The organism is Pseudoxanthomonas dokdonensis, assembly GCF_001431405.1.
GTDB classification, from domain to species: domain Bacteria; phylum Pseudomonadota; class Gammaproteobacteria; order Xanthomonadales; family Xanthomonadaceae; genus Pseudoxanthomonas_A; species Pseudoxanthomonas_A dokdonensis.
In genome coordinates this window covers 136,507-163,093 of sequence record NZ_LDJL01000007.1, presented here as the reverse complement: position 1 = coordinate 163,093, position 26,587 = coordinate 136,507, and the positions used below count along the sequence as shown (strand labels likewise).

At 64.2% G+C, this 26,587-nt stretch carries 21 protein-coding genes; 12 read left to right on the top strand and 9 right to left on the bottom strand.

Annotated elements, in window-relative coordinates; genetic code table 11:
• Positions 1-9: 9 nt before the first annotated feature.
• The 6 genes from ABB29_RS07425 to ABB29_RS07400 all read right to left on the bottom strand — a co-directional run bounded on the left by ABB29_RS07425 (position 10) and on the right by ABB29_RS07400 (position 6,233).
• Positions 10-1,029 (bottom strand): AAA family ATPase, encoded by a 1,020-nt coding sequence (locus ABB29_RS07425; protein ID WP_057657986.1) that lies wholly within the window; start codon positions 1,027-1,029, stop codon positions 10-12.
• Positions 1,030-1,182: 153 nt separating this feature from the next.
• Positions 1,183-3,096 (bottom strand): type IV pilus secretin PilQ, encoded by a 1,914-nt coding sequence (locus ABB29_RS07420; RefSeq protein ID WP_057657985.1) that lies wholly within the window; start codon positions 3,094-3,096, stop codon positions 1,183-1,185.
• A gap of 14 nt (positions 3,097-3,110) precedes the next feature.
• Entirely contained in the window at positions 3,111-3,653 is a 543-nt protein-coding gene (locus ABB29_RS07415; RefSeq protein ID WP_057657984.1) for a pilus assembly protein PilP, read from the bottom strand.
• The gene (locus tag ABB29_RS07410; protein ID WP_057657983.1) at positions 3,650-4,318 is read right to left on the bottom strand and encodes a type IV pilus inner membrane component PilO; all 669 of its coding nucleotides are present in this window, start codon (positions 4,316-4,318) and stop codon (positions 3,650-3,652) included. The genes ABB29_RS07415 and ABB29_RS07410 overlap by 4 nt, the downstream gene beginning before the upstream one ends.
• On the bottom strand, positions 4,315-5,175 hold the full coding sequence (locus ABB29_RS07405) for a PilN domain-containing protein (protein WP_057657982.1): 861 nt from the start codon (positions 5,173-5,175) through the stop codon (positions 4,315-4,317). The genes ABB29_RS07410 and ABB29_RS07405 overlap by 4 nt, the downstream gene beginning before the upstream one ends.
• Complete coding sequence (locus tag ABB29_RS07400; protein WP_057657981.1) at positions 5,175-6,233, bottom strand: pilus assembly protein PilM; 1,059 nt, start codon at positions 6,231-6,233, stop codon at positions 5,175-5,177. The genes ABB29_RS07405 and ABB29_RS07400 overlap by 1 nt, the downstream gene beginning before the upstream one ends.
• Positions 6,234-6,449: 216 nt before the next feature.
• Here ABB29_RS07400 and ABB29_RS07395 point away from each other — a divergent pair, with 216 nt between their 5' ends.
• Both ABB29_RS07395 and ABB29_RS07390 read left to right on the top strand, forming a co-directional pair.
• Positions 6,450-8,927: a penicillin-binding protein 1A gene (locus ABB29_RS07395; protein ID WP_057657980.1), complete on the top strand. Its 2,478-nt coding sequence runs from the start codon at positions 6,450-6,452 to the stop codon at positions 8,925-8,927.
• A gap of 71 nt (positions 8,928-8,998) precedes the next feature.
• Positions 8,999-9,625: a hypothetical protein gene (locus ABB29_RS07390; RefSeq protein WP_157062564.1), complete on the top strand. Its 627-nt coding sequence runs from the start codon at positions 8,999-9,001 to the stop codon at positions 9,623-9,625.
• A 423-nt stretch (positions 9,626-10,048) separates the two neighbouring features.
• On the opposite strand, the gene ABB29_RS07385 is transcribed toward ABB29_RS07390, so the two are convergent.
• From ABB29_RS07385 to ABB29_RS07375, 3 genes are all read right to left on the bottom strand, one after another.
• On the bottom strand, positions 10,049-11,338 hold the full coding sequence (locus ABB29_RS07385; RefSeq protein WP_057657978.1) for a citrate synthase: 1,290 nt from the start codon (positions 11,336-11,338) through the stop codon (positions 10,049-10,051).
• A 266-nt stretch (positions 11,339-11,604) separates the two neighbouring features.
• The gene (locus ABB29_RS07380) at positions 11,605-11,847 is read right to left on the bottom strand and encodes a type B 50S ribosomal protein L31 (protein ID WP_057657977.1); all 243 of its coding nucleotides are present in this window, start codon (positions 11,845-11,847) and stop codon (positions 11,605-11,607) included.
• Positions 11,848-11,919: 72 nt separating this feature from the next.
• Positions 11,920-12,861 (bottom strand): nucleoside hydrolase, encoded by a 942-nt coding sequence (locus ABB29_RS07375; protein WP_057657976.1) that lies wholly within the window; start codon positions 12,859-12,861, stop codon positions 11,920-11,922.
• A gap of 242 nt (positions 12,862-13,103) precedes the next feature.
• Here ABB29_RS07375 and dgcN point away from each other — a divergent pair, with 242 nt between their 5' ends.
• The 10 genes from dgcN to ABB29_RS16665 all read left to right on the top strand — a co-directional run bounded on the left by dgcN (position 13,104) and on the right by ABB29_RS16665 (position 26,580).
• Positions 13,104-14,177 carry an N-acetyltransferase DgcN gene (gene dgcN / locus ABB29_RS07370; protein ID WP_083487620.1) on the top strand — a complete coding sequence of 358 codons (1,074 nt, stop codon included), beginning with the start codon at positions 13,104-13,106 and terminating at the stop codon, positions 14,175-14,177.
• Positions 14,162-15,151: an N-acetyl-D-Glu racemase DgcA gene (dgcA, locus tag ABB29_RS07365; RefSeq protein ID WP_057657975.1), complete on the top strand. Its 990-nt coding sequence runs from the start codon at positions 14,162-14,164 to the stop codon at positions 15,149-15,151. The genes dgcN and dgcA overlap by 16 nt, the downstream gene beginning before the upstream one ends.
• 92 nt (positions 15,152-15,243) lie before the next feature.
• Positions 15,244-16,842, top strand: a complete 1,599-nt coding sequence (locus ABB29_RS07360) for an N-acyl-D-amino-acid deacylase family protein (RefSeq protein ID WP_211260701.1) — start codon at positions 15,244-15,246, stop codon at positions 16,840-16,842.
• Positions 16,843-16,899: 57 nt separating this feature from the next.
• Positions 16,900-18,111, top strand: coding sequence for a sodium/glutamate symporter (gene gltS / locus ABB29_RS07355; protein WP_057657974.1), 1,212 nt, complete (start codon positions 16,900-16,902; stop codon positions 18,109-18,111).
• Positions 18,112-18,208: 97 nt separating this feature from the next.
• On the top strand, positions 18,209-19,111 hold the full coding sequence (locus tag ABB29_RS07350; RefSeq protein ID WP_057657973.1) for a LysR family transcriptional regulator: 903 nt from the start codon (positions 18,209-18,211) through the stop codon (positions 19,109-19,111).
• A gap of 308 nt (positions 19,112-19,419) precedes the next feature.
• Entirely contained in the window at positions 19,420-22,251 is a 2,832-nt protein-coding gene (locus tag ABB29_RS07345) for a TonB-dependent receptor (protein WP_157062544.1), read from the top strand.
• Between the two features lie 60 nt (positions 22,252-22,311).
• Entirely contained in the window at positions 22,312-23,685 is a 1,374-nt protein-coding gene (locus tag ABB29_RS07340; protein ID WP_170185855.1) for a serine hydrolase domain-containing protein, read from the top strand.
• A gap of 372 nt (positions 23,686-24,057) precedes the next feature.
• On the top strand, positions 24,058-24,876 hold the full coding sequence (locus tag ABB29_RS07335) for a hypothetical protein (RefSeq protein ID WP_157062543.1): 819 nt from the start codon (positions 24,058-24,060) through the stop codon (positions 24,874-24,876).
• Between the two features lie 109 nt (positions 24,877-24,985).
• The gene (locus ABB29_RS07330) at positions 24,986-25,636 is read left to right on the top strand and encodes a hypothetical protein (protein WP_157062542.1); all 651 of its coding nucleotides are present in this window, start codon (positions 24,986-24,988) and stop codon (positions 25,634-25,636) included.
• Positions 25,636-26,580, top strand: coding sequence for a lytic enzyme (locus ABB29_RS16665; RefSeq protein ID WP_157062541.1), 945 nt, complete (start codon positions 25,636-25,638; stop codon positions 26,578-26,580). The genes ABB29_RS07330 and ABB29_RS16665 overlap by 1 nt, the downstream gene beginning before the upstream one ends.
• Positions 26,581-26,587 lie beyond the last annotated feature (7 nt).

Here is a 26,587-nt window from a genome sequence, read left to right as displayed (position 1 = left end):
CCACAGCCTTCAGGGCAGCGGGACCACGTCAAGCAGGGCCGCGACCAGACGATCGCCGTCCCAGCCTTCGGCGGTCGCTTCGTAACTGGGCAGCACCCGGTGCCGCAGTACGTCCGGGGCAATCGCGCGGATGTCATCGGGTGTGACGTAATCGCGGCCGGCCAGCCAGGCGCGGGCACGGGCACAGCGCTCCAACGCGATCGAACCACGCGGGCTGGCACCCCAGGCAATCCGGCGCGCCAGTTGCGGGTCGTAGCGGGCGGCATCACGCGAAGCCAGTACCAGTTCGACCAGATAGCGCTCCAGCGCTGGTGCCAGATGCAGGTCAAGCACTGCCGAGCGTGCCGCGAACACGTCTTCCAGCGGAATCCTGTCCAGCGCCTGCGCCAGCGGTTGCAGATCATTGCGTGCGCGCTCGCGGGCCAGCCGCAGGATCTCCACTTCGGTGGCGGCTTCGGGATAACCAACGCGGACGTGCATCAGGAAGCGATCCAGCTGCGCCTCGGGCAACGGGAATGTGCCTTCCTGTTCAATCGGGTTCTGGGTCGCCATGACCAGGAACAATGCCGGCAGCGGATAGGTGTGGCGGCCGACGGTGACCTGGCGCTCGCCCATCGCTTCCAGCAATGCCGACTGGACCTTGGCCGGGGCGCGGTTGATTTCATCGGCCAGCAGGATCGGGTGGAACACCGGCCCGGCCTGGAACTCGAAACGTCCGTCCTGCGGACGCCAGACTTCGGTGCCGGTCAGATCCGCCGGCAACAGGTCCGGGGTGAACTGGACCCGCGCGAACTCGGCCTGCAGGCGCTCGGCCAGGGCGCGGATGGCGGTGGTCTTGGCCAGTCCGGGTGCGCCCTCGACCAGCAGGTGGCCATCGGCCAGCAAGGCGATCAGCAGACGCTCGATCAGCTCCGACTGACCGACGATGGTCTGCGCCAGCGACGCGCGCAGGCCGTGGAAGACATCGTGCAGCCGGCTGCCGGCAACATCGGGTGGGTCAAGCTGGGCGGGGCTGGGTTGGCTGTCCATCAGGCTCTGATCAGGTCCGGGTGGGGACCATTCTGACCGATAGCGCCGGCGAAGGTTCAATCATGGCGGCCGCGCGGCCGGCTTGCAGACAGCAAACCCCGCAAACAACAAGGGACCCGAAGGTCCCTTGTCGTGTTCCCGGCGCGGTGGTGGTTACTGCTTGGCCACGCGCAGGATCTTGGGAGTGACGAAGATCAGCAGCTCGGCTTTTTCCTTGCTGCGGCCCTTCTTCTTGAACAGGTTGCCGAGGAACGGCACGTCGCCCAGGAACGGTACCTTGGAGACGCTGCTGCGGTCGGTGAACTCGTACACGCCACCGATGACCACGGTCTGGCCATCGTCGACCAGCACCGCGGTGTTGATTTCGCGCTTGGCCAGTTCAGGCACCGAACCGAAATCGCCGAGGTCGATGAACTGGGTCACTTCGTCCTTCTTGACGTTCAGCGACAGGAACACCCGGTTGTCGCTGGTGATGGTCGGCACCACCTTCAGCTCCAGCACCGCTTCCTTGAACTGCACGGTCGGAGTGGCGATGCCGGTGCCGCTGCCGGTCACGGTCAGGTAGCCGACTTCGCGACCCTGCTTGATGCTGGCCTCACGCTGGTTGGTGGTGACCAGGCGCGGGTTGGAGATGACCTCGCCACGGCCTTCTTCCTGCAGCGCGGACAGCTCCAGATCCAGATTGAAGTTGGCGCCCAGCAAGGTATAGGCGAGACTGGCGGGCGTACCCTCGGTGAAATTCTTGGCCGGCAAGTTGACGTTCAAACCGCGCGTCGCGTTGCCACCGCTACCGGCGCTCGGTACTCCGCTGCCAATACTCGCGGTATTGTCCCCATAATCGTGGCTACCACCTATACCGAAACGAGCGCCCAGATCGCGGGCGAAGGTGTCGGTGGCGATGACGATGCGGCCTTCGATCAGCACCTGGTCAACCGGACGGTCGATCACCGAAATCAGCTCACGCATCTGCGCGACCTTCTTCGGGATGTCGCTGATCATCAGCGTGTTGGTGCGTTCGTCGGCAACGATGCGGCCACGCTGCGACAGGAAGCCGTTTTCCTGATCGTTGCTGCCACCGCCACCGCCGCTGTTGCCACTGTTGCCGATGCCCTTGGCTTCGGTCAGTGCTTTGAAGATGGCGTTGGCATTGTGGTAGTTGATCTGGATGTACTCGGTGACCAGATCTTCGCGGTTTTCAATCGCGATGCGGGCGTCTTCCTTGTCCTGCTCGAACTTGGCCAGCTCCGGCTGCGGCGCCACCCAGACCACGCCACCTTCGCGGCGCTTGTCCAGGCCCTTGGCCCGCAACACGATATCCAGGGCCTGATCCCACGGCACGTTGACCAGCCGCAGGGTGACGTTGCCCTGGACGGTGTCCGAGGCGACGATGTTGAGGTTCGACTCCTCGGCAATCAACTGCAGCACGGTGCGCACCGGCACGTCCTGGAAGTTGAAGGTCACCGGGCGGCCCTTGTACTGGCGCTCGGCGTTGGCGGTGGCAATCCTGGCCGCCGCGGTGGCGATCGAAGTGGACGCGGTGGCGCCCATCGCCGCGCGCTCGCTCTTCGGCACGATCTCGACCACGTATTCGTTGCCGGTCTGGTAAGCCAGCGATTCGAATGCACCGTTGGTGCTCAGCACCAGTTGCGTGCCGCTGCCCTGCGGATGGGCATCGATGCGCTGCACCGGAGTAGCGAAGTCAACCACGTTCAGCGGCTTCTGCAGCGAAGCAGGCAACACCGCGTTGCCGACGTCCACCACCACCGAAGAGCCGAGATTGCGCAGGTCGGGCGCCGCGCCGTTGCCGTCGAAGCTGAGCACCAGCCGGCCGGCGCCGTCCTCGCCACGGCGGAAGTCGATATTGGATACCGACACCTGTGCGGCCTTGCCGGCGGTGGCCGGCGTCGAAGCAGCCGGTGGCGCGGCCATCGCGGTGCCGGCGCAGGCCAGCAGGCCGATTGCCAGCGCCAGGGTGCAGGCCCTGAACGAACGCGCCTTGAAGGTGCCGGCCCCGAGCGTGGCCAAGCGCCGGAACGGCCGCAGGCTTTGGGCATTGTTTGCGGTCATCGTGTTTCCCCTAATCATTGATCTTCAAGCGCAATCGAAGCAGGCCGTTCCAGCCAGCCACCCGCACCGTCCGGCACTAATTCAACTAGTTCAATTCCATCTTCGCGAACGGCGGTCACACGACCGTCGCTCTGCCCCAGATAGGCCCCCGGCCGGACCCGGTACGTGACCTTGTCCGGCGCCATCACCAACGCAATCAGATTGCCGCCCTGGCCAAGCGTACCGACCATGTCCAGGCTGTCCAGCGGATACGCTTCCAAGGTTTCCTTGCGCCGGTTCGGGTCCGGACGCAGGCCGCTGTTGGCGTCCTGGTTGTTCCAGGCATCGCTGAACGGATCACGCATGGCCTGGGCGGCGTATTCGAATGTTTCAAACTGCTGCATCACCGGCAACGGCTCCAGCGGCGGCGCCGGGCGGGCGCGGATGTCGGCCACCCACTTCTGCAGGTTGGGCGCATCGCCGGGCGAGCTGGTGATGGTGCGGGCGCAACCGGCCATCAACAGGACCACGCCGATGGCAACACACGCGCGGGTAATTGGCTTGATCGCCATCCTCATGCCCCCTTCTTGCTGTTGCTGGCATCGGCGGCGGCGGCCTTGGCCTGATCCTCGATTTCCTGTTCGTCGAGGTAGCGGTAAGTCTTGACCGTGCCGGACAGTTCAAGCGCGCCGCTGCTGGTGATGGCCCCCTTGCCACCACGCGGCTGCAGCGAAATGTCATGCATGGTCAGGATGACCACGCGTGGCAGCGAGGCCACGCCGCTGACGAAGGCGCCGAACTGGTGGTAGCTGCCGACCATGCGCAGGGCGATCGGCTTTTCGGCGTAGAACTCCTTCGGCGTTTCCGGACCCGGCTGGAACAGCTCGTTGGACAGGCCGCTGGACAACGCGGTCTGCGAGATGTCGATGATCAGATCCGGCATCTCGGTCTTGCTCGGCAGCTGCCGCAGCATCTGCTGCAGTACCTGTTCCATCTGCGCCAGCTGCTGCTTCAACGGCTCCAGGTTGGCGGCCTTGCCCTGCTCGGTCTCGAACTCGCCGCGCAGGCTGGCTTCCTTGCTCTCCAGATTGGCCAGCTCTTCGCTCTTGCCCTTGATGACCAGGAAATAGGCCAGGAACAGGATCAGCAGGCCGACCAGGGCGCAGAAACCAATCTTGGCATTGCGCGGCCAGCTGCCGATGTTGTTGAAGTCGAGGTTCTTGAGTGAGGTTTTCTGGCTCATGACTGGTTGCCCCCGGTGTTGACCGGCGTGGACGGGCCTTCGGCATCGGCGGGCGTCGCCGCCGGCGCGGCCGGCTGCGGCACCGGATTGGCCGGATTGGCTGCATCGGGGTTGGCGGTTTCGGTGGCAGGCGTTGCCACCGGGGCGGGATTGGTGGCTGCCGGGATGGCGGCATCGCTGCTCACCGCGGCGGCCGGCGTGTCGGCGGCGTTCACCGCAGGCGCGTCAGCGGCGCTGGTCGCCACGTCGGCGGCGTCCGCAACCTTGGCGGTACCATCCTCGTTCTCATTCGGATTGGCCAGCTTGACCTGCAACGTGAACACGTACGGCAGTTCGCGGCTGGTGGCGTTGACCACCGCATTCTTCTCCGGCGGCTTGGCCTCGATGATCGCCAGGTCCGGCTTGGTCATCCAGCCCGAGCCTTCCAGGTTGCGCATGTAGGCGCTGACCCGGGCGTTGGACTGGGCGCGGCCTTCCAGGGTCAGCATCTCGCCTTCCTGCTTGATGTTGGACAGCGCCACGCCATCGGGAATGGTGCGTACCAGCGAGTCGAACAGGTGCACCATCTGCGAGCGGTTGGCCTGCAGTTCCTCGATGACCTTCTTGCGCGCCAGCAGGCGGTCCTTCTGCTTGTCGAGCGCCTTGATCTCCTCGTTCTGCGCCTTGACCTTGTCGATCTCGGTCTGCAGGAACTGGTTGCGGTCGTTCTGCCCGCTGATCTGGCGGTCGTAATAGAACCAGATCATGAAGGACAGCAGCAGGCCACCGATGGCGGCCACGCCCAGCATGGCGTAGAAGTCCCGCTGGCGTGCCGCGCGGCGTTCGGCACGCCAGGGCAATAGGTTGATTTTCGCCATCAGTCAAAGCTCCTCAAGGCCAGGCCGGTGGCAATCATCAGGGCCGGCGCATCCTGGGCCAGCGCATGCGCCTGTACCCGCGGACCCAGCGTCATCTGCGCCAACGGATTGGCGACCATGGTCGCCACGCCCAGTTGCTCCTCGACCATTTCCGGCAAGCCGGCCAGTACCGCGCAACCACCAGCCAGGACCACCTGGTCGACCCGGTTGAACTCGCTGCCGGCGTAGAAGAACTGCAGCAGGCGGCTGATCTGCTGCACCGTGGCTTCCTTGAACGGCTCCAGCACCTCGATGTCATAGCTCTCGGGCAGGCCACCCTGGCGCTTGGCCAGGCCGGCCTCCTCGTAGGTCAGGCCGTAGCGGCGCATGACTTCGTCGGTCAGCTGCTTGCCGCCGAACACCTGTTCGCGGCTGTACAGGCTGCGGCCACGGCGCAGTACGTTGAGCGTAGTCATGGTAGCGCCGATGTCGACCAGGGCGACCACGCCATCCTGCGGAATCGGCAGGTCGGCGGCCATCAGCGCGAAGCTGTTCTCGACCGCGAAGGCTTCCACGTCCATGACCCGTGCGGTCAGCCCGCCCAGCTCAAGCGCCGACTGGCGCAGCTCGACGTTTTCCGAGCGCGAGGCCGCCAGCAGCACCTGGACCATTTCCGGGTTGTTGGGCATCGGGCCCAGCACCTCGAAATCCAGGTTAACTTCCTCGATCGGGTACGGGATGTAGTTGACCGCTTCAAGCTCGACCTGGGCTTCCAGGTCATTCTCGTCCAGGTCGGCGGGCATCGGGATGATCTTGGTGATCACCGCCGAGCCGGCGACAGCGGCGGCGGCGTGCCTGGCTTTGCTGCCGGCACGGGTCACCGCGCGGCGGATGGCCTCGCCCACCGCTTCGACTTCCACGATGTTCTTTTCCACCACCGCATTGGGCGGCAACGGCTCCACCGCGTAGTGTTCCACGCGATAACGGTTACCGACCCGCGAAAGCTGAAGCAGCTTTACTGCGGTCGAACTGATGTCGACGCCTATGAGCGGCGCCTGGCTTTTTGGGATGAGCCCCACGGTCTTTCCCCTTCCGACGGGCAGTGGTCGATTGTTACATCGAACACATTAATAACTAAGTTTTTACGCTTGGCAACCTCTGTGTTCGTGGCTGTGCACCTTGTCACGGTTCACGAAGGTTCTTCCCCAAGTCCCTGTTTTCCCCAGAGTCCCCACGAGCGACCCCATGCGTACTCTATACTCTGCCGTCATAAATTCTGCAATCGGAAAGTCTGGATGTCTCGCTTCCGTCGTCTTTTTCGCTGGACGCTCGTCGCGTTCTTCGGCTTGACCCTGCTCGGCCTGGCCGGTCTGGGCGCCCTTTACTACGTGGTGTCGGCCAAGGTGCCCGACAACATCCAGTCGCTGCGCAACGTGGAGCTGCAGGAGCCCCTGTACGTCTACACCAGCGACGGCAAGCTGATGGCCCTGTTCGGCGAGACCCGCCGCTACCCCATCAACATCGAGCAGGTCCCGGATCAGGTCAAACAGGCCTTCATCGCCGCCGAGGACGCCAACTTCTACCAGCACCACGGCGTCGACCCCAAGGGCATCGCCCGGGCGGTCTGGCAGACCGCGACGATGAAGGAAGGCCGGGTCGCCGGCGGCAGCACCATCACCCAGCAGGTCGCCCGCCAGTTCTTCCTCAGCTCCGAGTACAGCTACACCCGCAAGCTGGTCGAGATGATGGTGGCGATGCGCATCGAGAAGATGCTGGACAAGGACCAGATCCTCGAGCTGTATCTCAACAAGAGCTTCTTCGGCAATCGCGCCTACGGCGTGGCCGCGGCGGCCGAGTTCTACTACGGCAAGTCGCTGGACCAGCTGACCCTGGCCGAGACCGCCACCCTGGTCAGCACCCTCAAGTTCCCGTCCAGCGGCAACCCGATCAGCAACCCGGCCCGCAACCACCAGCGCAGCGTCTACGTCATCGAGCGGATGCGCGAAGACGGCTATGTCAGCGCCGCGGACGCCACTGCCGCCACCGCCGAGCCGATGCACGCCAAGCCGCATGACCGCCCGATCGAGGTCTATGCGCCCTACGTGGCCGAGATGGTCCGTCAGGAAATGATTGCCAAATTCGGCGGCGACGTGCTGACCAAGGGCTATCACGTCCGCACCACCATCGACAGCACCCTGCAGAATGCCGCCGATGCCGCGGTGCGCTCCGGGCTGGCGCTGTATGACCACCGCCATGGCTGGAACGGGGTCGAACGGCATTTCGAAGTCAGCGCCGATGCCGATGCCGAACAACTGGCCGCGCAGCTCAGCGGCATCCCGACCCAGGGCACTCTGATGCCGTCTATCGTGGCCACAACCCACGACGATGGCTCGGCCACCGTGGTCCTGGCCGACGCCACCGAAGTGGTGTTGCCGGCCGCCTCCAGCAAGTGGACCGGCAAGACCCCGGCCAAGCTGTTCAAGCGCGGCGACCTGGCCCGGGTCAAGCTGGGCAAGGAGCCCGGCAGCTACCTGGTCGACGAGATCCCGCGGGCGCAGGCGGCGCTGGTGTCGCTGGACGCCAACAATGGCGCGATGCGGGCGATCATCGGCGGCTACAGCTTCGCCGGCAACAAATTCAACCGCGCCACCATGGCCCGCCGCCAACCCGGCTCCAGCTTCAAACCGTTCGTCTACGCAGCGGCGTTCGACAAGGGCTTCAACCCCGCCTCGATCGTGCTGGATGCGCCGGTGGTGTTCCGCGACCGCCGCGGCCACATGTGGCGGCCGCAGAACGATGGCGGCGGCTTCCGCGGTCCGATGCGCCTGCGCGAGGCGCTGGTGCAGTCGCGCAACCTGGTTTCGGTGCGCCTGCTGGACAGCATCGGCGTGCCCTATGCACGCAAGTACATCAGCCAGTTCGGCTTCGACGAGTCCGAGCTGCCGCCCAACCTGTCGATGTCGCTCGGCAGCGCTTCGCTGACCCCGTTGTCGATCGCCCGCGGCTATGCGGTGTTCGCCAATGGCGGCTCGCGGGTCACGCCCTGGCTGGTCGATGAGGTCAGCGACCGCGACGGCACCGTGATCTTCAAGGAAAACCCTGCCGTGGCCTGCCGTACCTGCCGTGGTACCAGCAGCGGTGATGGTGCCGCGGCCGGCAGCGGCGGCAACGTCGTCGATGGCTTCAATTTCGGTCCGGCCGAGACCAAGCCCGCGCTGCCGGCTTCGATCGAGCCCGCAGCCGGGCAGCAGAGCGCCCAGGCCGAGACCATCGCCGCGCCCGGCGCCGCCGCCACCGACCAGCCGGTGGTGCCGACCATCTACGCCCCCCGCGCCATCGACCCGCGCACCGCCTACCAGCTGGTTTCGATGATGCGTGACGTGGTCCAACGCGGTACCGGCACCGCGGCCAAGGTGCTGGGTCGCGAGGATGTCGGCGGCAAGACCGGCTCGACCAACGATCACCGCGATGCCTGGTTCTCCGGTTTCGGCGGCCCGCTGGTGACCTCGGTGTGGGTCGGACGCGACAATTTCCGTTCGCTGGGCTACCGCGAATACGGTGGCAAGGCCGCGCTGCCGATCTGGATCGATTACATGCGGGTGGCGCTGAAGGACCAGCCGATCGCGCAGAACGAACCGCCGGAAGGCATGGTCCAGGTCAGCCTCAATGGCGCCACCGAATGGGTCAAGACCGAAGACATGGACCGGATCCACGAATACGATGTGTTCGACGAATCGGCCGAACCGGATGAAGCGGCCTACGACATCTTCTGATCGCGCGCGGCCGCCACGCGGTGGCCGCGCTTCCAGGTGGAACGCAGGAAGTCAGCATGCCGCACGGCCGCATCCAGAGCTCCAGGCAGCGTAGCGAACACCAGACCCGCGAGCGGCGCCGGCTGGCACTGGAAGCCGCACGGCTGATGGCCGAAAGCGGCCTGCGCGACTACCAGCAGGCCAAGTCGAAGGCGGCCCAGCGCCTGCACATCCACGACGAGGCGCTGCTGCCAAGCAACAGCGAGATTGAACAGGCCCTGCGCGAGCACCAGCGCCTGTTCGCCGGTGCCGGCCAACAGGCGGCATTGCTGCAGCGGCGGCAGGCGGCGCTGCCGGCGATGCAGTTCTTCGAACGGTTCTCGCCGCGGCTGGCCGGTGCGGTCGCCGATGGCACCGCCGACGATCACTCGCCAGTGAAGCTGCACCTGCACAGCGATGACGCCGACGCGGTCCAGCGCCTGCTGCTTGAACAAGGCATCCCCGCCGAACTGCGCAGCCAGCAGCTGCGTATGGATCGCGTGCGCGATGCCACCGTCGATGTCTGGTCATTCAACGCCGATGGCGTGGACTTCGAACTGCTCGTGCTGCCCTACGACGCATTGCGCCAGGCACCGCTGTCGGCCGTTGATGGAAAGCCGATGCGGCGATTGAGTAGCAGCCAGCTCAAACAATTGTTGACCAGCCAGCCGCCTGCTTAGAGCGGAACTCACTCCGCTGGAAACATCAACAACACCCGAAAATGCGCAGGCGGCTTTACCCGCAGCGGAGCAAGCTCCGCTCTACAAGAAGAGGGCTGGCGATGACTGGAACGCCCGCGTAGAGCGGAGCTCGCTCCGCTGAAAACATCAACAACACCCGAAATTTCGCAGGCTACTTTACCCACAGCGGAGCAAGCTCCGCTCTACAAGAGGGCTGCCGATGATTGGAACGCCTGCGTAGAGCGGAGCTCGCTCCGCTGGAAACACCAACAACACCCGAAAATGCGCAGGCTGCTCGAACGGCAGCGGAGCAAGCTCCGCTCTACAAGGGGCTGCCGATGGTTGGTTCCAGATGCAATGCGTTACCGGCGCACAAAAAAGGCCTCTTTCGAGGCCTTTTCCGTGCGACCTGGTTCAACCCGCTCAGCGCTGGTCGAAGCCCTTGTAATCGCGCACGTCGTGACCGGTGTAGATCTGGCGCGGACGGCCGATCTTGGCTTCCGGATCGATCTGCTGTTCCAGCCAGTGCGCGGTCCAGCCGGCGGTGCGGCCGATGGCGAACATGACGGTGAACATCTCGGTCGGGATCTTCAGTGCCTTGTAGATGATGCCACTGTAGAAGTCGACGTTCGGGTACAGCTTGCGCTGCACGAAGTAGTCGTCCTTCAACGCAGCTTCTTCCAGCCGCATCGCTACTTCCAGCAACGGGTCGTCGATGTTCAACGCACCCAGCACTTCGTGGGTCATCTCGCGGATGATCTTGGCGCGCGGGTCGAAGTTCTTGTAGACGCGGTGACCGAAGCCCATCAGGCGGAAACCCGATTCCTTGTCCTTGGCCTTGGCCACGGCCGAGGAGACGTTCTTGGCGTCGCCGATTTCCTCGAGCATCTTCAGTACGGCTTCGTTGGCACCGCCGTGGGCCGGACCCCACAACGCGGTGATGCCGGCGGCGACGGATGCATACGGGTTGGCGCCGGTGGAACCGACCAGACGCACGGTCGAGGTCGAGGCGTTCTGTTCGTGATCGGCATGCAGGATGAACAACAGGTCCAGCGCCTTGGCCACGACCGGGTTCATTTCCAGCGGCTCGCTTGGCACTTCGAACATCATGTGCAGGAAGCGGTCGACGTAACCCAGGTTGTTGCGCGGGTAGCGGATCGGCCAGCCAATCGAATAACGGTAGGCGGCGGCGGCCAGGGTCGGCATCTTGGCCAGCAGGCGGATGGCGGCCAGGCGGCGCTGTTCCGGGTCTTCCAGGTCCAGGGTGTCGTGATAGAAGGCCGACAGCGAGGCGACGGTACCGGCCAGCATGGCCATCGGGTGGGCGTCGTAATGGAAGCCGCCGAGGAAGTTCTTCAGCGACTCATGCATCATCGTGTGATGCGTGACCTCGTGATCGAAGGCTTCGAATTCGGCCTTGGTCGGCAGCTCGCCGTTCATCAGCAGGTAGGCCACTTCCAGGAAGTTGGAATGCTTGGCCAACTGTTCAATCGGGTAACCGCGATACAGCAGCACGCCGTTGTCGCCATCGATGTAGGTGATGGCCGACTTGCAGCTGGCGGTGGCGGTAAAACCGGAGTCGTAGGTAAAAAGACCGGTTTCCTTGGTCAGCCTGGAAATATCGACGCAGTCGTTGCCAAGCGTGGGTTTGAGTACTGGCAGGTTGACGGATTTGTCGCCTGCATTCAGCGTGACCTGGTCAAGTTCGGACACAGTTTGCGCTCCTTCAAGGGGGGTGCCGGCCGGGAAACCGGTGGGCATGTGACGGGATTCCACGGCACGCCATGGATGCCATGATTATCGCACATGGCATGGGGGTCGTCGCCTCAAAAATGAGCCAGCGCGCAGTGGTGCGCGCAACAGTGCTTTGCGAATCCGGACGCCGCCAACGCAAACGGCCGCGCTAGGCGCGGCCGCTGGCTACCACCGGGCACGAAGCCCTTGCGACAAGCAGGACGGCGCCTCGGCGCCGCTGCCGATCAGCGCGCGTAGCGCTTCTGGAACTTGTCGATACGACCGCTGGTGTCGATGACCTTGTGCTTGCCCGTGTAGAACGGATGCGAAGCCGAGGAAATTTCGATCTTGACCAGTGGGTATTCGTTACCGTCTTCCCATTTCGTGGTTTCCTTGCTGCTCAGGGTCGAGCGGGTCAGGATCTTGAAATCGGAGGTCACGTCGTGGAAGACGACTTCGCGGTATTCGGGATGAATGTCGGCCTTCATGGCGGGCACACCGTGTATCAGGGAATAGAAGAGCGGCATTTTAGCCCGAAGCAAAATCCCGCGCAAGCCCGCTCAGCCCCCGGCAGCCAACGCCCGGTGAATGAGCGCCTCGAACCGGTCCTGGTCGTATTCCAGCAGTGCCCGGCAGTTGTCGGGCCGGCCATGCTGGCGGTTCCAGTCGACCACGGTAGCCCCGCGGGTCAGCCGGCCGGCCATTTCCACCGCCACCGGGCGCTCGACCAGTTGCCTGGCGCCGTCGGGTTCCAGCGCATAGGCCATGGCCAGCGCATCGGCGCTGTGCCAGTACTCGCCACGGCGGTCGGCCGACCAGTTGCGGGTCTGCAATGAGATCTGCTCATAGAAACGTGCCCGTGGCGAGTCCGCCTGCAGCCACTGCTCGACCTTGCGATGATGCAGGCCATGGGCGAGGGTGGCCTCCCAGTCAGCCAGGTCGATGGCTGGAAACGCCTCGAACACGATATGCGCGGCTTCCGGGTCGAAGCCGATGTTGAATTCGGCCGCGGCGCTCATGTTGCCGTGCGCGGTGATGGCGCCGCCCATGACCACGAACCGCTTGATCCGCGATGGCAGGGTGGGATCGAGCTTCAGTGCCAGCGCGATGTTGGTCAGCGGCCCCAGCGCCACCAGCAGCAGTTCGCCGGCATATTGATGCGACAGCCGCAGCAGCGCCAGCGCCGCGTGTTCTGCCTCGGCCTGGCGCACCGGCGCAGCCAGGCCTACGTCGCCAAAGCCATCACGACCATGCACGTAGGCGGCATCCTCGGCCGGGTACAGCAGTGGCTGCGCGCAACCGGCGAACACCGGTACCTCGTCCCTTGCGGCCACCTCGCACAGCTTCAACGCGTTGCGGACCGTGTGCTCGAGACCGACGTTGCCGGCGGCAATCGTCAGCCCGACCACCTGGTGGCGGTCGTCATTGAAGGCCATCAACAACGCCAGCGCGTCGTCGACCCCGGGATCGGTATCGATGACGAGGGGAATCTTGTCGGTCATGCTCTGCTTCCTGTTCGGTCGACACCCGAGTCTGGCACCCAACGCGCGGCCATGAAAGTCTGGCGCCCGCCTCCGCGTATAACCCCCGGTTATGCATCGACGGCGTCTTTTCATTGGGAAAGGCATCGCTGGCTGCCTATCGTGGATGGGTCCCGGTGGCGGCCATGCCTCCTCCCCCGCATGGGCCGCCCCGGACTTTCCCGTCACTGCGCAGGCAGCATCTCTCCATCATGAGCACTCGCATGAATTCCTCTTCCGCATCGCCAGACAGCACCGGCCCCGCCATCGTTGCCGGTGCAGCCAATGCGCAGTGGGCGCCGCCCTATCTGTTGTACCTGGGCAACGCCCGCGATGATCTGGCGGCCAAGACCGCCCGCGGGCTGGCCTACTGGCGTCCGCAATGGTGCGTCGGGCAACTGCGCGGCAGCCAGTGCCGGACCAGCGTCGGCCTGACTGACATGGACGCCCGGCAGGCGCGCCTGGCCGGTGCCAATACGATGATCGTCGGCGTCGCCAACGCCGGTGGGGTCATGGACGAGGAAACCGTGCGTGCGGTGGTGGCGGCACTCGATGCCGGACTCAACGTCGCATCCGGACTGCACCAGCGCCTGGCATCGCATCCGGCCATCGTCGCTGCGGCACAACGCAACGATCGCCATCTCTACGATGCCCGCAATCCGCCGCCACTGCAGGTCGGCCATGGCCAGCGCCGCGCCGGCAAGCGGCTGCTGACGGTCGGCACGGATTGCTCGGTGGGCAAGATGTACGCTTCACTGGCATTTGAAAAAGAGCTGCGGGCGCGTGGCCTGGCCGCTGATTTCCGGGCCACCGGCCAGACCGGGATCTTCATTGCCGGCGGCGGCGTGCCCATCGACGCGGTAATCGCGGACTTCATTTCGGGCGCGGCCGAATGGATTTCACCGGCACGCGAGGATGGCGGCTGGGACATCATCGAAGGCCAGGGTTCGCTGTTCCACCCGTCCTATGCCGGGGTATCGCTGGGGCTGCTGCACGGTGCACAAGCCGATGCATTGCTGTTGTGTCATGAGCCGACGCGCCAGCACATGCGTGGCCTGCCGCACTACCCGGTTCCGCACCTGCGCACATGCCTGGAAGCCAACCTGGCCGCCGCCCGCCTGACCAGTCCGGGCGTGCTTGCCATTGGCGTGGCACTCAATACCTCGGGCATGGACCGCGATGAGGCGCAGCGCGCCTGCGAGAGCATCGAAAACCAGCTCGACCTGCCCTGCCAGGACCCGGTGACGATGGGCATGGACCGCATCGCCGATCGGTTGCAGTCATGCTTCGCCGGCTGAGCGCCAGCCACCGCAGCTGGGCGCTGGCGCATCCGTTCCGGATTTCGCGTGGGGTCAAGACATCCGCCGAGGTGGTGGAAGTGTCACTGCAGCAGGACGGCATGCGCGGCCGTGGCGAATCGGTGCCCTACGCGCGCTACGGCGAAAGCGTCGCGTCGGTGATCGCGCAACTGGAAAGCGTGCGCGCGCCAATCGAACAAGGCGCCAATCGCCAGCAACTGGCGTCGTTGCTGCCCGCCGGCGCCGCCCGCAACGCACTGGATGATGCCTTGTGGGACCTGCAGGCCCGGCTTGATGGCGTAGCCGTCAGTGACGCATTGGGCCATGGTCCACTGCCGGTGATGACCAGCGCGCTGACCATCAGCCTGGATGCGCCAGCAATCATGGGTAAGGCCGCCGCGCGGGTGGCGGATGCGCCACTGATCAAGATCAAGGTCGATGCGCGACAGCCGGCGGAGCAGATACGCGCGGTCCGCGCAGCAGCGCCGGGCGCACGATTGATCGTGGATCCCAACGAGAGCTGGGATCTGGAATTGCTGCGCTGGATCCAGCCGGTACTGGTGGAGACCGATGTGGCGCTGGTGGAACAACCGTTGCCCAGCGACGATGACGCTGCGCTGCTTGGTTTCCAGCCGCAGCGACCGATCTGCGCGGACGAATCCTGCCATGTCGCCGCCGACCTGACGCGGCTGGTTGATCGCTACCAGGCCGTCAACATCAAGCTGGACAAGAGTGGCGGGCTCAGCGAGGCACTGCTGATGCTGGCAGCCGCCCGCGAACGGAATCTGCAGGTGATGGTCGGCTGCATGATCTGCTCCTCGCTGGGGATTGCGCCAGCGCTGCACATCGCCCGGCATGCCGACTTCGTCGACCTGGACGGACCGTGGTGGCTCAGCCACGACCATGCGGACGGATCGCGTTTCGAAAACGGTCGCCTGCAACCTCCCGCCGATGGCTTCTGGGGCGGACGATGAAAACCATGAGAACAGCATCCACGACAACGATCCCTGGCATCGGAGCAGGCCTTCTCAACGCCGCCCGGTGGCCTGCGATCGCCTGCCTGGCATTGTGTCTGTCGGCCTGCCACGACAACGGGCAGGCGGCGGGCGATGCGCCAGTCGCCGCTCTCACCCAGGTGGACGTGGTCATCCGCGGCGGCACGGTGTATGACGGCAGTGGTGGCGATCCCAGGCAGCAGGACGTGGTGGTGTCCGACGGCCGCATCGTCGCGCTCACCGACGATGCCTCGCGGCACTATCGAGCGCGGCGCCTGCTGGATGCGAAGGGCATGGTGGTGGCGCCGGGTTTCATCGACGCGCATGCCCACCCCAAGACCTACATCACCTCGCCTGATGCCTCGGTCCGCCGCAACCTGCCTTGGCTGTACCAGGGCGTGACCACGCTGATGGTCGGCGTTGACGGCGACGGCAGCCCGCGGGTGGCCGAACAGCGGCGCTGGTTCGACAACCATGGCGTCGGCACCAACCTCGCACCCTACGTCGGCTTCGGGCCGGTGCGCCGGGCGGTGCTGCGGGAAGATGACCGTCATCCCGATGCCGATGAACTGCAGGCCATGCGCGAGCTGGTCGCCAACGGCATGTGCGAGGGTGCCTTCGGCTTCTCCACTGGCCTGTTCTATGCGCCACAGAGCTTTGCCGATACCGACGAGGTCGTGGCCCTTGCGCACGAGGCGGCACTGCGTGGCGGCATCTACGACACCCATCAGCGCGATGAGTCCTCGTACACGCTTGGCCTGCTGGACTCGACCCGCGAAGCGCTGGAAATTGGTCGCCGGGCCGGCCTGCCAGTGCACATCGCCCATCTCAAGGCGCTTGGCGTCGACGTCCAGGGCCAGGCCGGCGCGCTTGTCCGGCTCATTGATGACGCTCGCACACAGGGCCAGCAGGTCAGCGCCGACCAGTATCCGTGGCTGGCGTCCGGCACCAACCTCAAGTCCGCGTTGTTTCCGCTGTGGGCGCAGGATGGCGGCCGCAGCGCGTTGCTGCAACGCCTGCGCGACCCGACCCTGCGCGCACGGATCGGTCAGCAGATGCAGGACAATCTGCGCCGTCGTGGCGGCGCCGAATCGCTGCTGCTGACCGCCGCCGGCCATCCCTGGACCGGCAAACGCCTGAGCCAGGTAGCCGGCGAATGGGGCATCGATGCGGTTGACGCCGCAATCCGCATCGTCGAAGGCGACGACCGACCACCGGGCGTCCGTTCGGCTGGCTCGGTGGCTTCGTTCAACATGGCCGAGGACGACGTGCGCCTGCTGATGCGGCAGCCCTGGGTCATCACCAGCTCCGACGGTTCCGACGGACACCCGCGCCAGTACGCCACGTTTCCGAAGAAATACGTCGATTACGTGCAGCGCGATCAGCTGCTGGGCCTGGGCGAATTCATCCATCGTTCGACCGGCCTGAGCGCGCGCCTGCTCGGTCTGCACAAGCGCGGACTGCTGCGCCCGGGTTACCATGCCGACATCGTGGTTTTCGACCCTGTCAAATATGCCCCGCGTGCGGATTACCTGCATCCACAGGAACTGTCGCTAGGCGTGCAGTCGCTGCTGGTGAACGGCAGGCTTGCGATTGACCAGGGCGAGGCCACCGACGTGCTGGCCGGCAAGCTGCTGCACCATGTCCCCACGGCGGGCTCCTGCCCGTGATGGGTCCACGCGTGCCTGTCCGCGGGCGCGTCGTCCCCACCACCGCAGGAGAAATCGATGTTTGAGCTGGACGCCATCCAGACCCTCGCCCTTGCCGGCGCCTGCCTGATGGTTGGCTACGGGCTGTGCCGCCACGTTTCCATCCTCAGCCGCTACAACATTCCCGCGCCGGTCGTCGGCGGTTTGCTGCTGGCACTCGCCAGCCTGGTGGCCCATGGCCGTGGACAGACCCTGTTCGCGCTGGACACCAGCCTGCAGACGCCGCTGATGATTGCCTTCTTCACCGCCATCGGCGCCAACGCCAGCGTCAGCCTGCTGCGCATCAGCGGCCGCCAGGTGGCGATTTTCCTGGCCCTGGCCGCCGGCTTCACCGTCGTGCAGAACCTGGCCGGGGTGATGGTGGCCAAGCTGTTTGGCCTGCATCCGCTGTTCGGCGTGCTGGCAGGTTCCACGACCATGGCCGGCGGTCCGGCCACTGGCCTGGCCTTCGCGCCCCTGTTCGAACAGGCCGGCGTGCAGGGTGCGCAGTCGGTGGCGATCACCGCGGCCATGGCCGGCATCATCTGCGGCGGCCTGCTGGGCGGTCCCCTGGCGACCGCGCTGATCCGGCGCTGGGGCATCCGCACGCCGGACCACGGAGACCCGGAGTTGGCGGCCCAGTTGAATGATCCGGGCTATCAGCAGGCCAACGGCCAGAGCCACAGCCAACGCGAATTCACCGCGCTCAAGAGCATCGTGCTGCTGCTGATCGCGATGTGGCTGGGTTCCTGGATCAGCCAGGGCATCAGCCAGCTTGGCATCACCCTGCCCAGCTACATCGGAGCGATGCTGGTGGGCGCGGCGATGCGCAATCTCGATGACCGCACCGGCTGGCTGAAATTGTCGATGCCGACCATCGAAGTCATTGGCAATGTCTGCCTGTCGATGTTCCTGGCACTGGCACTGATGAACCTCAAACTGTGGGAGCTGGCGGGCCTGGCCCTGCCGCTGGTCGCCATCCTGATCGTGCAGGCGACCCTGGTCGGATTGTTCGCTTTCATCGTGGTGTACCGGTTGATGGGACGCGACTACGACGCCGCGGTGATGGGCGGTGGCTTCGTCGGCTTCATGCTGGGGACCACGGCCAATGCGATGGCGGTCATGCGGACGCTGGTGGAGCGTTACGGCATGGCCCCGCGAGCCTTCCTGGTCGCGCCGCTGGTGGGCGCGTTCTTCATCGACTTCGCCAACGCGCTGGTGATCACCGGCTTCCTCAACTTCTGGAAATAGCACGGCGGCAGCACGCACCTGTCCGCCAGGGTCGCGTGGCTGACATGATCGAATACCTGTGCGCGGTTCCCCAAACAAGGTTGGACCAGAGTCAAGCATGCGATTGCGTCATATCGAGGTTTTCCAGGCTGTCCTGCAAGCCGGCACGTTGACCGGAGCGGCCAAGCTGCTGAATGTCTCGCAGCCGGCCGCGACCAAGCTGTTGCAGCATGCGGAAATGCAGCTCGGGTTTGCCCTGTTCAACCGCGTGCGCGGCCGATTGCAGTTGACCGCCGAGGGTGAGCTGCTGTGCGCGCGGATCGAGAAGATCCACGATCAGCTGCGCGATCTGCAACGGCTGTCGGCCAGCATCAAACATGCCGGCCATCGGCCATTGCGGGTCGTCAGCATCCCGACGCTGGCCAGCGCGCTGGTGCCACAGGCCGTTACCGGTCTGTCGGCTGCGTTCGCCGAGGCGCCGATCGAGCTGGTGACCGAACATTCGCGAGAAATGCTGCGCTCGCTGCTGCTGCGTGAAAGCGACATCGGCCTGACCCTGCAGGAAGTACGCCACCCCGACATACAGCTGCAATGCCTGCATCGCGACAAGCTGCGCGTGATCGCGCCGGCCGGCTGGTGGAAGCCTGCGCTGCTCGACAAGCCGCTGCCGGTCAGTGAGCTGGCAGGCGAACGGATGATCGGGATCCTGTCGCATGACGGACTGGGCCGGCGTGTACGCACCCACCTGCAACATCTGCAACCGGAACCACAGACCCGCATCAACGTGCAGACCTACCAGTTGGCACGGGCGCTGGTCGTCGATGGACATGGATTGGCCATCGTCGATCCATTCACCGCCTATGGCGGCGGCAACAACATCCAGATCCGCACCTTGAAGCCCGAACTGGACGTATCGCTGTACCTGCTTGTGCGCAACGGCGAGCAGCCAACGCCAATCCAGCAAGCCTTCATCGACCACATCCGTGTCATTGCCGATCTGACGCCGAAGGCACTGCGCTAGGCGCGCCACAAGAACCAACTACCGCTCCGCGTGCCTGTCCAGATGGTCGCGCAGCGCCGGCCACTCGCGCATCGGACGCCATTGCGGGAATTGCAGGCGATCGCGCCAGCGATAACTCCACGTTATGCCCGGCCATGGTCTTTTCATTGGTCGAAGCCGGCAACGCTGGCTAAGGTTGGGACGAACCGGTCATTGCAGTGTTGTTACCGGACGATCGTTTTTTTCGCCAAGACCGAGCATGCGTTGGGAATGCAGCGCTTGTGGCCGACCCGCTGTTGCCCCGATTTCCTACAAGAGAGAGAGAGACCGTGAGCGCCAATCCCTGTTCCCCGCATCAATCCCTTGGCAAACCCGGTGCGCGTGGTTGCCGGCAGCGGCAGTTGGCGCTGGCCTGTTGCGCCGCGTTGTCGCTGCCCAGCGCTGGCGTCCTGGCCCAGGCCGCGCCTGTTCCGGCCACATCGTCGCAGCCCGACACCGCGGCAGCGCCTGGCAGCGCAACACAACTGGACAAGGTCAGCGTAACCGCGTCGCGGGTGATGCGTGGTGGGTTCAGTGCACCCACGCCGACAACGGCGATCAGCGCCGAGGAGATCAGCAACGCCGCGGCGATCAGCGTCGCCGAGGTCATCAACCAGATGCCGTCGGTGCGCCCGTCGCTGACCCCGACCAGCACCACCAACAACTCATCCTATGCCGGCGGCTATTACCTTGACCTGCGTGGCCTGGGTTTCAACCGGACGCTGGTGCTGGTGGATGGCAAACGCTCGGTACCCAGCCAGACCGAAGGCCCGGTGGACATCAATTCGATACCGCAGACGTTGATCAGCAACATCGACATCGTCACCGGCGGTGCGTCGGCGGCATGGGGTTCGGATGCCGTCGCCGGTGTCGTCAATTTCAAATTCGACCGCGAACTCGAAGGCGTCAAGGGACTGCTGCAGGCCGGCACCACCCGCCATGGTGACCGTGATACGCAACTGGGTTCGCTGGCCTTTGGCAAACGTTTTGCCGACGACCGCGGCCACCTGCTGCTGGCGGTGGAAAAAGCCAGCAACGACGGCATTCCAAGACTGGCCGACCGGGACTGGGGCGCGCGTAGCTGGGGCAAGATCGCCAATCCAGCCTATACCGCCGACAACGACGAGCCGCGGCAACTGCTGATTGACAACACCCGTAGTTCCAACATGACCTTCGGTGGCCTGATCAACGCGGGTCCGTTGAAAGGGATCCAGTTTGCCGACGACGGCACCCCGATACCGTTCGAGTATGGCGACCTGGTCAGCAGTTCCAGCATGGTCGGTGGCGACGGCGCCGATGGCTCAGCCGAATTCGTGCTGGAGACGCCGATTGATCGCGAGAGCGTCTATGGGCGCCTGTCGTTCGACTTCACTCCCAATGTCACTGGCTATGCCGAGGCTTCGTGGGCCAAGTCCAGCCTTTACTACAACAGCCTCACCCGCACCGACAGCGGCTTGACCATCAAGCGTGACAACGCATTCCTGCCGACCAGCATTGGCCAGGCAATGGACGACGCCGGCATCGACAGCTTCAAGATGGGCCGCTACAACCGCGACTACGCGCGTGCAGTAAACGACAAGACGATGGAAACCAAGCGAGTGGTGGCCGGGCTCGAAGGCCTGATGGACAACTACTGGAGCTGGGACGCCTATTACACCCATGGCGAAAGCGAGACCATGCTGCGCAGCTACGACAAGCGCCTGACCAGTGAATTCGCCTATGCCCTGAATTCGATCATCGACCCGGCCACCGGTGCGGCGGTCTGTCGCGACGCCGACGCGCGCGCCGCGGGTTGCCAGGCGATCAACCTGTTCGGCGACGGTGCCCCCTCGCAGGCGGCGCGCGATTACGTGACCGGTACCTCCTGGGTCAACTCGCGCATTGTCCAGGATGCCGCTGCCGCAACCGTGCGCGGCGAACCCTTCGAAACCTGGGCCGGTCCCGTGTCGATGGCGACCGGTGTCGAGTGGCGTCGCGAACGCGCCGACGTGACTTCGGACGCGCGCTCGATGGCCGGTGACTTCAATACCGGCAATACCGTGCCCTGGGACGGTGAAGTCGAGGTCAGAGAGCTGTTCACCGAATGGGTGTTGCCGTTGGCCGCCGATACCGCCTGGGCGCAGTCGCTGGATCTGGATCTGGCCGCGCGTCTGACCGACTACAGCACGTCCGGTTCGGTTGCCTCGTGGAAGATCGGCGGTTCCTGGCAGGTCAATGAGCTGTTGCGCCTGCGTGCCACCCAGTCACGCGACATCCGTGCGCCTTCGCTTGACGAGTTGTACAGCGGTGCATCATCGGCCAACTTCAATGTGTTCGACCGTGACACCGGGACCACGTACCTGGTGCAGTCGGTGTCTTCGGGCAATCCCGGGCTGGATCCGGAAGAAGCCGATACCACCACCGCCGGCATCGTGTTGAGCCCGTTGCCCAACCTGATGATGTCGCTGGACTATTACCGCATCAGCGTTGACAAGGCGATCACCACTTTCCAGGCATCGGCAATCGTCGACCGCTGTTACGGCGGCCAGCCGCAGCTGTGCGATCTGATCGTCCGCGACCCCGACAGCGGCCTGATTTCATACGTCGAAGTATCGCCGCAGAACCTGCAGTCGATGCTGGTCAGCGGCGCGGACTTCGAACTTTCCTACAGCACCCCGCTCGGCAATGGCGAGCTGGGCGTGCGCAGCCTGGTGTCCTACGTGGATACACTGGAACTGGACGACGGTGAAACCGTCACCCAGCTGGCCGGCAGCACCGACCAGCCAACCATCGCCAGTGTCGGCGGCCAGCCCCGCTGGACCGGCAACCTGACCGGCAACTACCGCATCGGGCCCTGGGGCTTCAATGCTGGGGTGCGCTACATCGGCGGCGGCAACATCAACAACAGCTACACCTACAAGGATCTCAACGTCCTCAGCCATTCCGGTCGCACCTACTTCGATCTGGGCGGCTCCTACGACATCTACCATGCAGACGATGCCACGGTCAGCGTGTTCGCATCTGTACGCAACGTAGCCGACAAGGATCCGGCAATCACCGGTACGGGTGGCTACGCCACGGTGCGTTCGCTGTATGACGTCATCGGCCGCCAATACAATGTGGGCGTGCGTTTCAATTTCTGATGTATCTGCGCGCCCTGCCGGCAACGGCACGGCGCGGCAAAGCGGGAAGCAGCTGTGATGATGTTCAAGTACAGGTATCTGTTGTGGCTGGCCCTGGCACCGTGCCCGGTGCAGGCGGTTCCGCCGTCGCCTGAAAACCCGTTGCAGGTGCTGGTCACCGATAACGACCAGGCGATTGCACCGGGCTGCGCGTTGGGCGTATTCCGCCAGGGCCAGGCCGACCAGATCGCCGCGGCGGGCTATGCCGATATTGCCCGCCGCCAACCGATTGACGGCGACACCCTGTTCTACGCCGCGTCGGTATCCAAGCAGTTCACCGCGCTGGCCGTCGCACAGCTGGCCAGCCAAGGACAGCTGTCGCTCGATGACGAGGTCCAGCGCTATCTGCCGGAGCTTCCGCGCTACGACGCGCCGGTAACCCTGGACATGCTGTTGCACCACAGTTCCGGGGTCCGTGATTTCCTTTCACTGTTGCGGATGGCCGGCCTCGGCAGCGGTGCCGACAACAGCAGGGACACCGCGCTGGCCCTGCTCATGCGTCAACGCGGCACCAACTTCGTCCCCGGCACCGACTATCTGTATTCCAATGGTGGTTATCTGCTGCTGGCCGAAGTCGTCGCGCGGGTCAGCGGTATGTCATTCGCGGATTACGTCAACACGCGCGTACTGGCACCGATGGGCATGACACGCAGCTACGTCATGCAGGGCCGGCAGGCCGATGTCCAGAACCTGGCCCACGGCTACGTCGAACAGGATGGTGAATTCGCCGTGCGCGACAGCTATCCGCACTTCGGCGGCTCCGGCGGACTGATGACCAGCATCAATGACCTTGCGCGCTACCAGCGCGACATGACCTTGCAGCATCGGGTCTGGACCGATGACGTACGCCGCATCATGTTGACCCCGGGCAGGCTCAGCGATGGCCGGCCGGTCATCCATCCATCCGATCAGCTGGCGTACGCCGGCGGCCTGCTGGTTGGCCAACGCAATGGTCAACGGGTGGTCCAGCACAGCGGTTCGGCGGAAGCCTTCAAGGCCTTCTATGCCTATCTGCCCGATGCCGGCGTCAGCGCGGCGATCCTGTGCAACCGCGCCGACTGGAATGCCGGTCGCAAGATCGACGCCGCACTCGCGCGCATTCTGCCCGATGGCTTCGCCGCACCGGCTCCGCCACCACTGGCTGGCCGCTACGGATCGGATGAGCTTCAAGCCGACTATCAGCTTTCGCTGCAGGGCGAGGTGCTGACCGTCGTCGTGCAGTCACGCCTGCCCGGCACCGCGCCGGTGACCTTCCTGCTGCAGAAGGATCAGCAGCAGTACCAGGGCAAGTCCTTCTCACTCACCCCCGCCGACGATCACCGATCATTCGTGCTCGACAGCGACCGCAGCCGCGGCATCCGTGTCGACAGGACCGAGGCGGACAGCAGGCGCTGAAGTTGGACCTCATCGCGTCCGAACACTCCACACGGCGTTAACCCTTTACGCTCAGTGTCATCGAGACCATGGTTGCCAAAGACACCTGCCCACCCATCTGGTGACACTCGTCACTGGATGGCATCCGGCTTGTCAGTGCATTCCGTACTCAAGATTGGGTGTCAATGACCAACATGGACGCGCGCCTCATCGACCATCGCCTTGGGATAGGCGGTCTGACAGCAGAGCCTGCTTGATGAAAGTGACTTGCAATGGAGCTCAGGACGCCCGTTCTCGTCGCGACGCAGTCAGCGTCGCATCCGTTCAAACAAGTTGCATTGCAAGCGCACGGCCAGCGGTATAGTTTCGCAAGGACATGAAGATGGCAGAAGAATGGACGCTGGCCCGTATCACGTTATCCGATTGTTGCACGGTGCAATCCAGGACCACAGCCGTCTGCGATGGAGCACGCCGGTCCGATGGCGGCGTATTGCGCGGGCCGGTGCTGGCCGCTCATCAGCAGGCACTGGCGAACGCGTTTGCAAGATCGCACTCGCCAGCATTGGACAACCCGCCATACAGGCAAAAGCCCGGGCGCAATGGCTGTTGCCATGCCTGATGCTGCTGGCAGGATGCGCGCAGAACATCACCCCGACGCCCGCCACTGCCGACCGCAGTTTTCCGGTGGTCAAACCATTCGACCTGCCCCGTGCTGGTGCGAAGGTCGAAGCCGACTTCAGCTTGCCCAACACTACCGACAACGGCTATCTGCGCCCGGTGTTCGTTGGCTTCCGCAGTCCAGGGCCAAAGGGACGACCGGATGCCGGGCCCAAAGGTTTGGAGTATCTAGACACCCAGGACATCCCGGTTCGCATTCACCTGTGGAAACTGGAAGCCGGCAAACGCATCCCGGTCGTGCTCTCCGAGCTTCAAGAGGACTCTAGTGTTCGGCCTTCACGTGTGTGGTACGAAGCCCACCCCGCCGATGTCTTCATCCGTCACGGCGGCGCGGGTGATGATGCCGAAGAGCTCATCGCCATCGGCCAGTTCGATTTCAATCTGAACTATCAAATCTGGGATATCGCGCGTATCGCGCCGCCGACGCCCGGCCGCTACCACATCGAAATACAAAGCCTTCAGGACCACCCTCAGGTTTCACAGATGAACTTTGAACTGCTGGTCAGCCATTACAACGCGAGAGGCATCCGCTGATGAATCACCCAATCTCTTGCCATGACCGGCAAGCCAGCATCGGTCATCGTTTCCGCATCAGCGTCATTCATCCTTCCCTTTCAACTGCGCATCACACAGGTAATCAACCATGAGAACAAATCCACGACAGCGTTGGCTGCTGGCATGCCTGATGCTGCTGGCAGGATGCGCGCAGAACATCACCCCGACGCCCGCCACTGCCGACCGTAGTTTTCCGGTGGTCAAACCATTTGATCTGACCCGTGCTGGGGCCAAGGTCGAAGCGGACTTCAGCTTGCCCAACACCACCGACAACGGCTATCTGCGCCCGGTGTTCGTTGGCTTTCGTAGTCCGGGACCCAAAGGCCGGCCGGATGCCGGACCAGGAGTTCTGGAGTATCTCGACACCCAACCCATGCCGTTTCGCATTCGCCTGTGGAAACTGGAAGCCGGCAAGCGCATCCCGGTGGTGCTTTCGGAGCTACAGGAGGACTCCAGTGTTCGGCCTCCACGGGTGTGGTATGAAGCCCATCCAGTAAACACCTTCGTACATCACGGCGGCGCCGGCCAGGATGTCAAAGAACTTTACGCCATCGGTCAGTTCGACTTCAATCTGAATTACCTGATCTGGGATATCGCGCGTATCACGCCGCCGACACCCGGTCGCTATCACATCGAAATCGAGAGCCTCCAGGACCATCCACAGGTCGCCCATCTGAATTTCGAGCTGCTGGTCAGCCACTACTTTGAAATAGGTCTGTCTGAAATAGGTGCCCGCTGATGAACCGTCTTACCTCTGCCCCTGATTTGCACGCCGATGCAAATGTACCCGTCTATACGCTCTCGATTTATCTGGCTGCGCCCGGCACTGTGGTCAAACATCCCGGCCAGCCCGACCACCGCTCAGTGGCCGGTCACGCCTACTACAGCATCAGCAATGGAACCAAAACCGTCGGCTATGGCTTCTCACCCATCGAAACCGGTATCCGCGGTCCGGGCCAGATTGTATTGGATGAACAAAAATTCTACCAAAACCCCACCTACACCCGCACGCTGGAGATTAGCGAGCAGCAATACCGGACACTCAAGGGCTACGGCGAAGCAGGCCGACGCGGCAACGAGACCTACTTCGACCTCAACTACAACGGCGTCAGCAACAGCTGCATCGATTTTGTCTGGACCGGATTGAATCGTGCCGGCCTGCACGCGCAGATGAATCTGCCGCTGCCCAATGACCCGCATACGCTCGTCCCGCTGCAAAACTTTGACGGCACGCTCAAGGTACTGGACAACAAGGACATGATCCGCAGCATCCCGGCGCCTTACCCGGACAGTCCGTACAACAGTGAATCCAGCCGGCCGTTGCCCAAGGACCGCGACTGGAAGCAGAAGCTGCTGACCGACAATGAGGTACCTACGACCATCCCGCGCGCGGATGCAGACCAGACTTTGGCTGATACCTCGCTGCCGTCATCGCCGCAGCGGCATGCGCCAGAGCCGCGTCAGCACTTCCGCACCGGCGACCCGGACCTGGACCGCCTGGCCGCTGCCCTGTTGGCTGACAATGACCGGGCAATCTCGCAGACCGCTGCCCTTATCGCCAACTCACCGCAGATGCAGGCCGTCGAGCAATGGGGCCGCGAACAATTTACCAGCCAGCAACAGCAGGAACTGCAGCAACAGGAACTGAGCCGGCAACGACAAACGCCGGCGATGCGTATCTGATTCCCTC

Excerpts from the sequence above, each read along its gene's own strand:
- ABB29_RS07415 (WP_057657984.1), bottom strand. The coding sequence starts at position 3,653 with ATGAGGATGGCGATCAAGCCAATTACCCGCGCGTGTGTTGCCATCGGC.
- dgcN (WP_083487620.1), top strand. The coding sequence starts at position 13,104 with ATGAATTCCTCTTCCGCATCGCCAGACAGCACCGGCCCCGCCATCGTT.
- ABB29_RS07410 (WP_057657983.1), bottom strand. The coding sequence starts at position 4,318 with ATGAGCCAGAAAACCTCACTCAAGAACCTCGACTTCAACAACATCGGC.
- ABB29_RS07375 (WP_057657976.1), bottom strand. The coding sequence starts at position 12,861 with ATGACCGACAAGATTCCCCTCGTCATCGATACCGATCCCGGGGTCGAC.
- ABB29_RS07340 (WP_170185855.1), top strand. The coding sequence starts at position 22,312 with ATGTTCAAGTACAGGTATCTGTTGTGGCTGGCCCTGGCACCGTGCCCG.
- ABB29_RS07350 (WP_057657973.1), top strand. The coding sequence starts at position 18,209 with ATGCGATTGCGTCATATCGAGGTTTTCCAGGCTGTCCTGCAAGCCGGC.
- ABB29_RS07420 (WP_057657985.1), bottom strand. The coding sequence starts at position 3,096 with ATGACCGCAAACAATGCCCAAAGCCTGCGGCCGTTCCGGCGCTTGGCC.
- ABB29_RS07335 (WP_157062543.1), top strand. The coding sequence starts at position 24,058 with ATGGACGCTGGCCCGTATCACGTTATCCGATTGTTGCACGGTGCAATC.
- gltS (WP_057657974.1), top strand. The coding sequence starts at position 16,900 with ATGTTTGAGCTGGACGCCATCCAGACCCTCGCCCTTGCCGGCGCCTGC.
- ABB29_RS07330 (WP_157062542.1), top strand. The coding sequence starts at position 24,986 with ATGAGAACAAATCCACGACAGCGTTGGCTGCTGGCATGCCTGATGCTG.
- ABB29_RS07425 (WP_057657986.1), bottom strand. The coding sequence starts at position 1,029 with ATGGACAGCCAACCCAGCCCCGCCCAGCTTGACCCACCCGATGTTGCC.
- ABB29_RS07405 (WP_057657982.1), bottom strand. The coding sequence starts at position 5,175 with ATGGCGAAAATCAACCTATTGCCCTGGCGTGCCGAACGCCGCGCGGCA.
- dgcA (WP_057657975.1), top strand. The coding sequence starts at position 14,162 with ATGCTTCGCCGGCTGAGCGCCAGCCACCGCAGCTGGGCGCTGGCGCAT.
- ABB29_RS07395 (WP_057657980.1), top strand. The coding sequence starts at position 6,450 with ATGTCTCGCTTCCGTCGTCTTTTTCGCTGGACGCTCGTCGCGTTCTTC.
- ABB29_RS07380 (WP_057657977.1), bottom strand. The coding sequence starts at position 11,847 with ATGAAGGCCGACATTCATCCCGAATACCGCGAAGTCGTCTTCCACGAC.
- ABB29_RS16665 (WP_157062541.1), top strand. The coding sequence starts at position 25,636 with ATGAACCGTCTTACCTCTGCCCCTGATTTGCACGCCGATGCAAATGTA.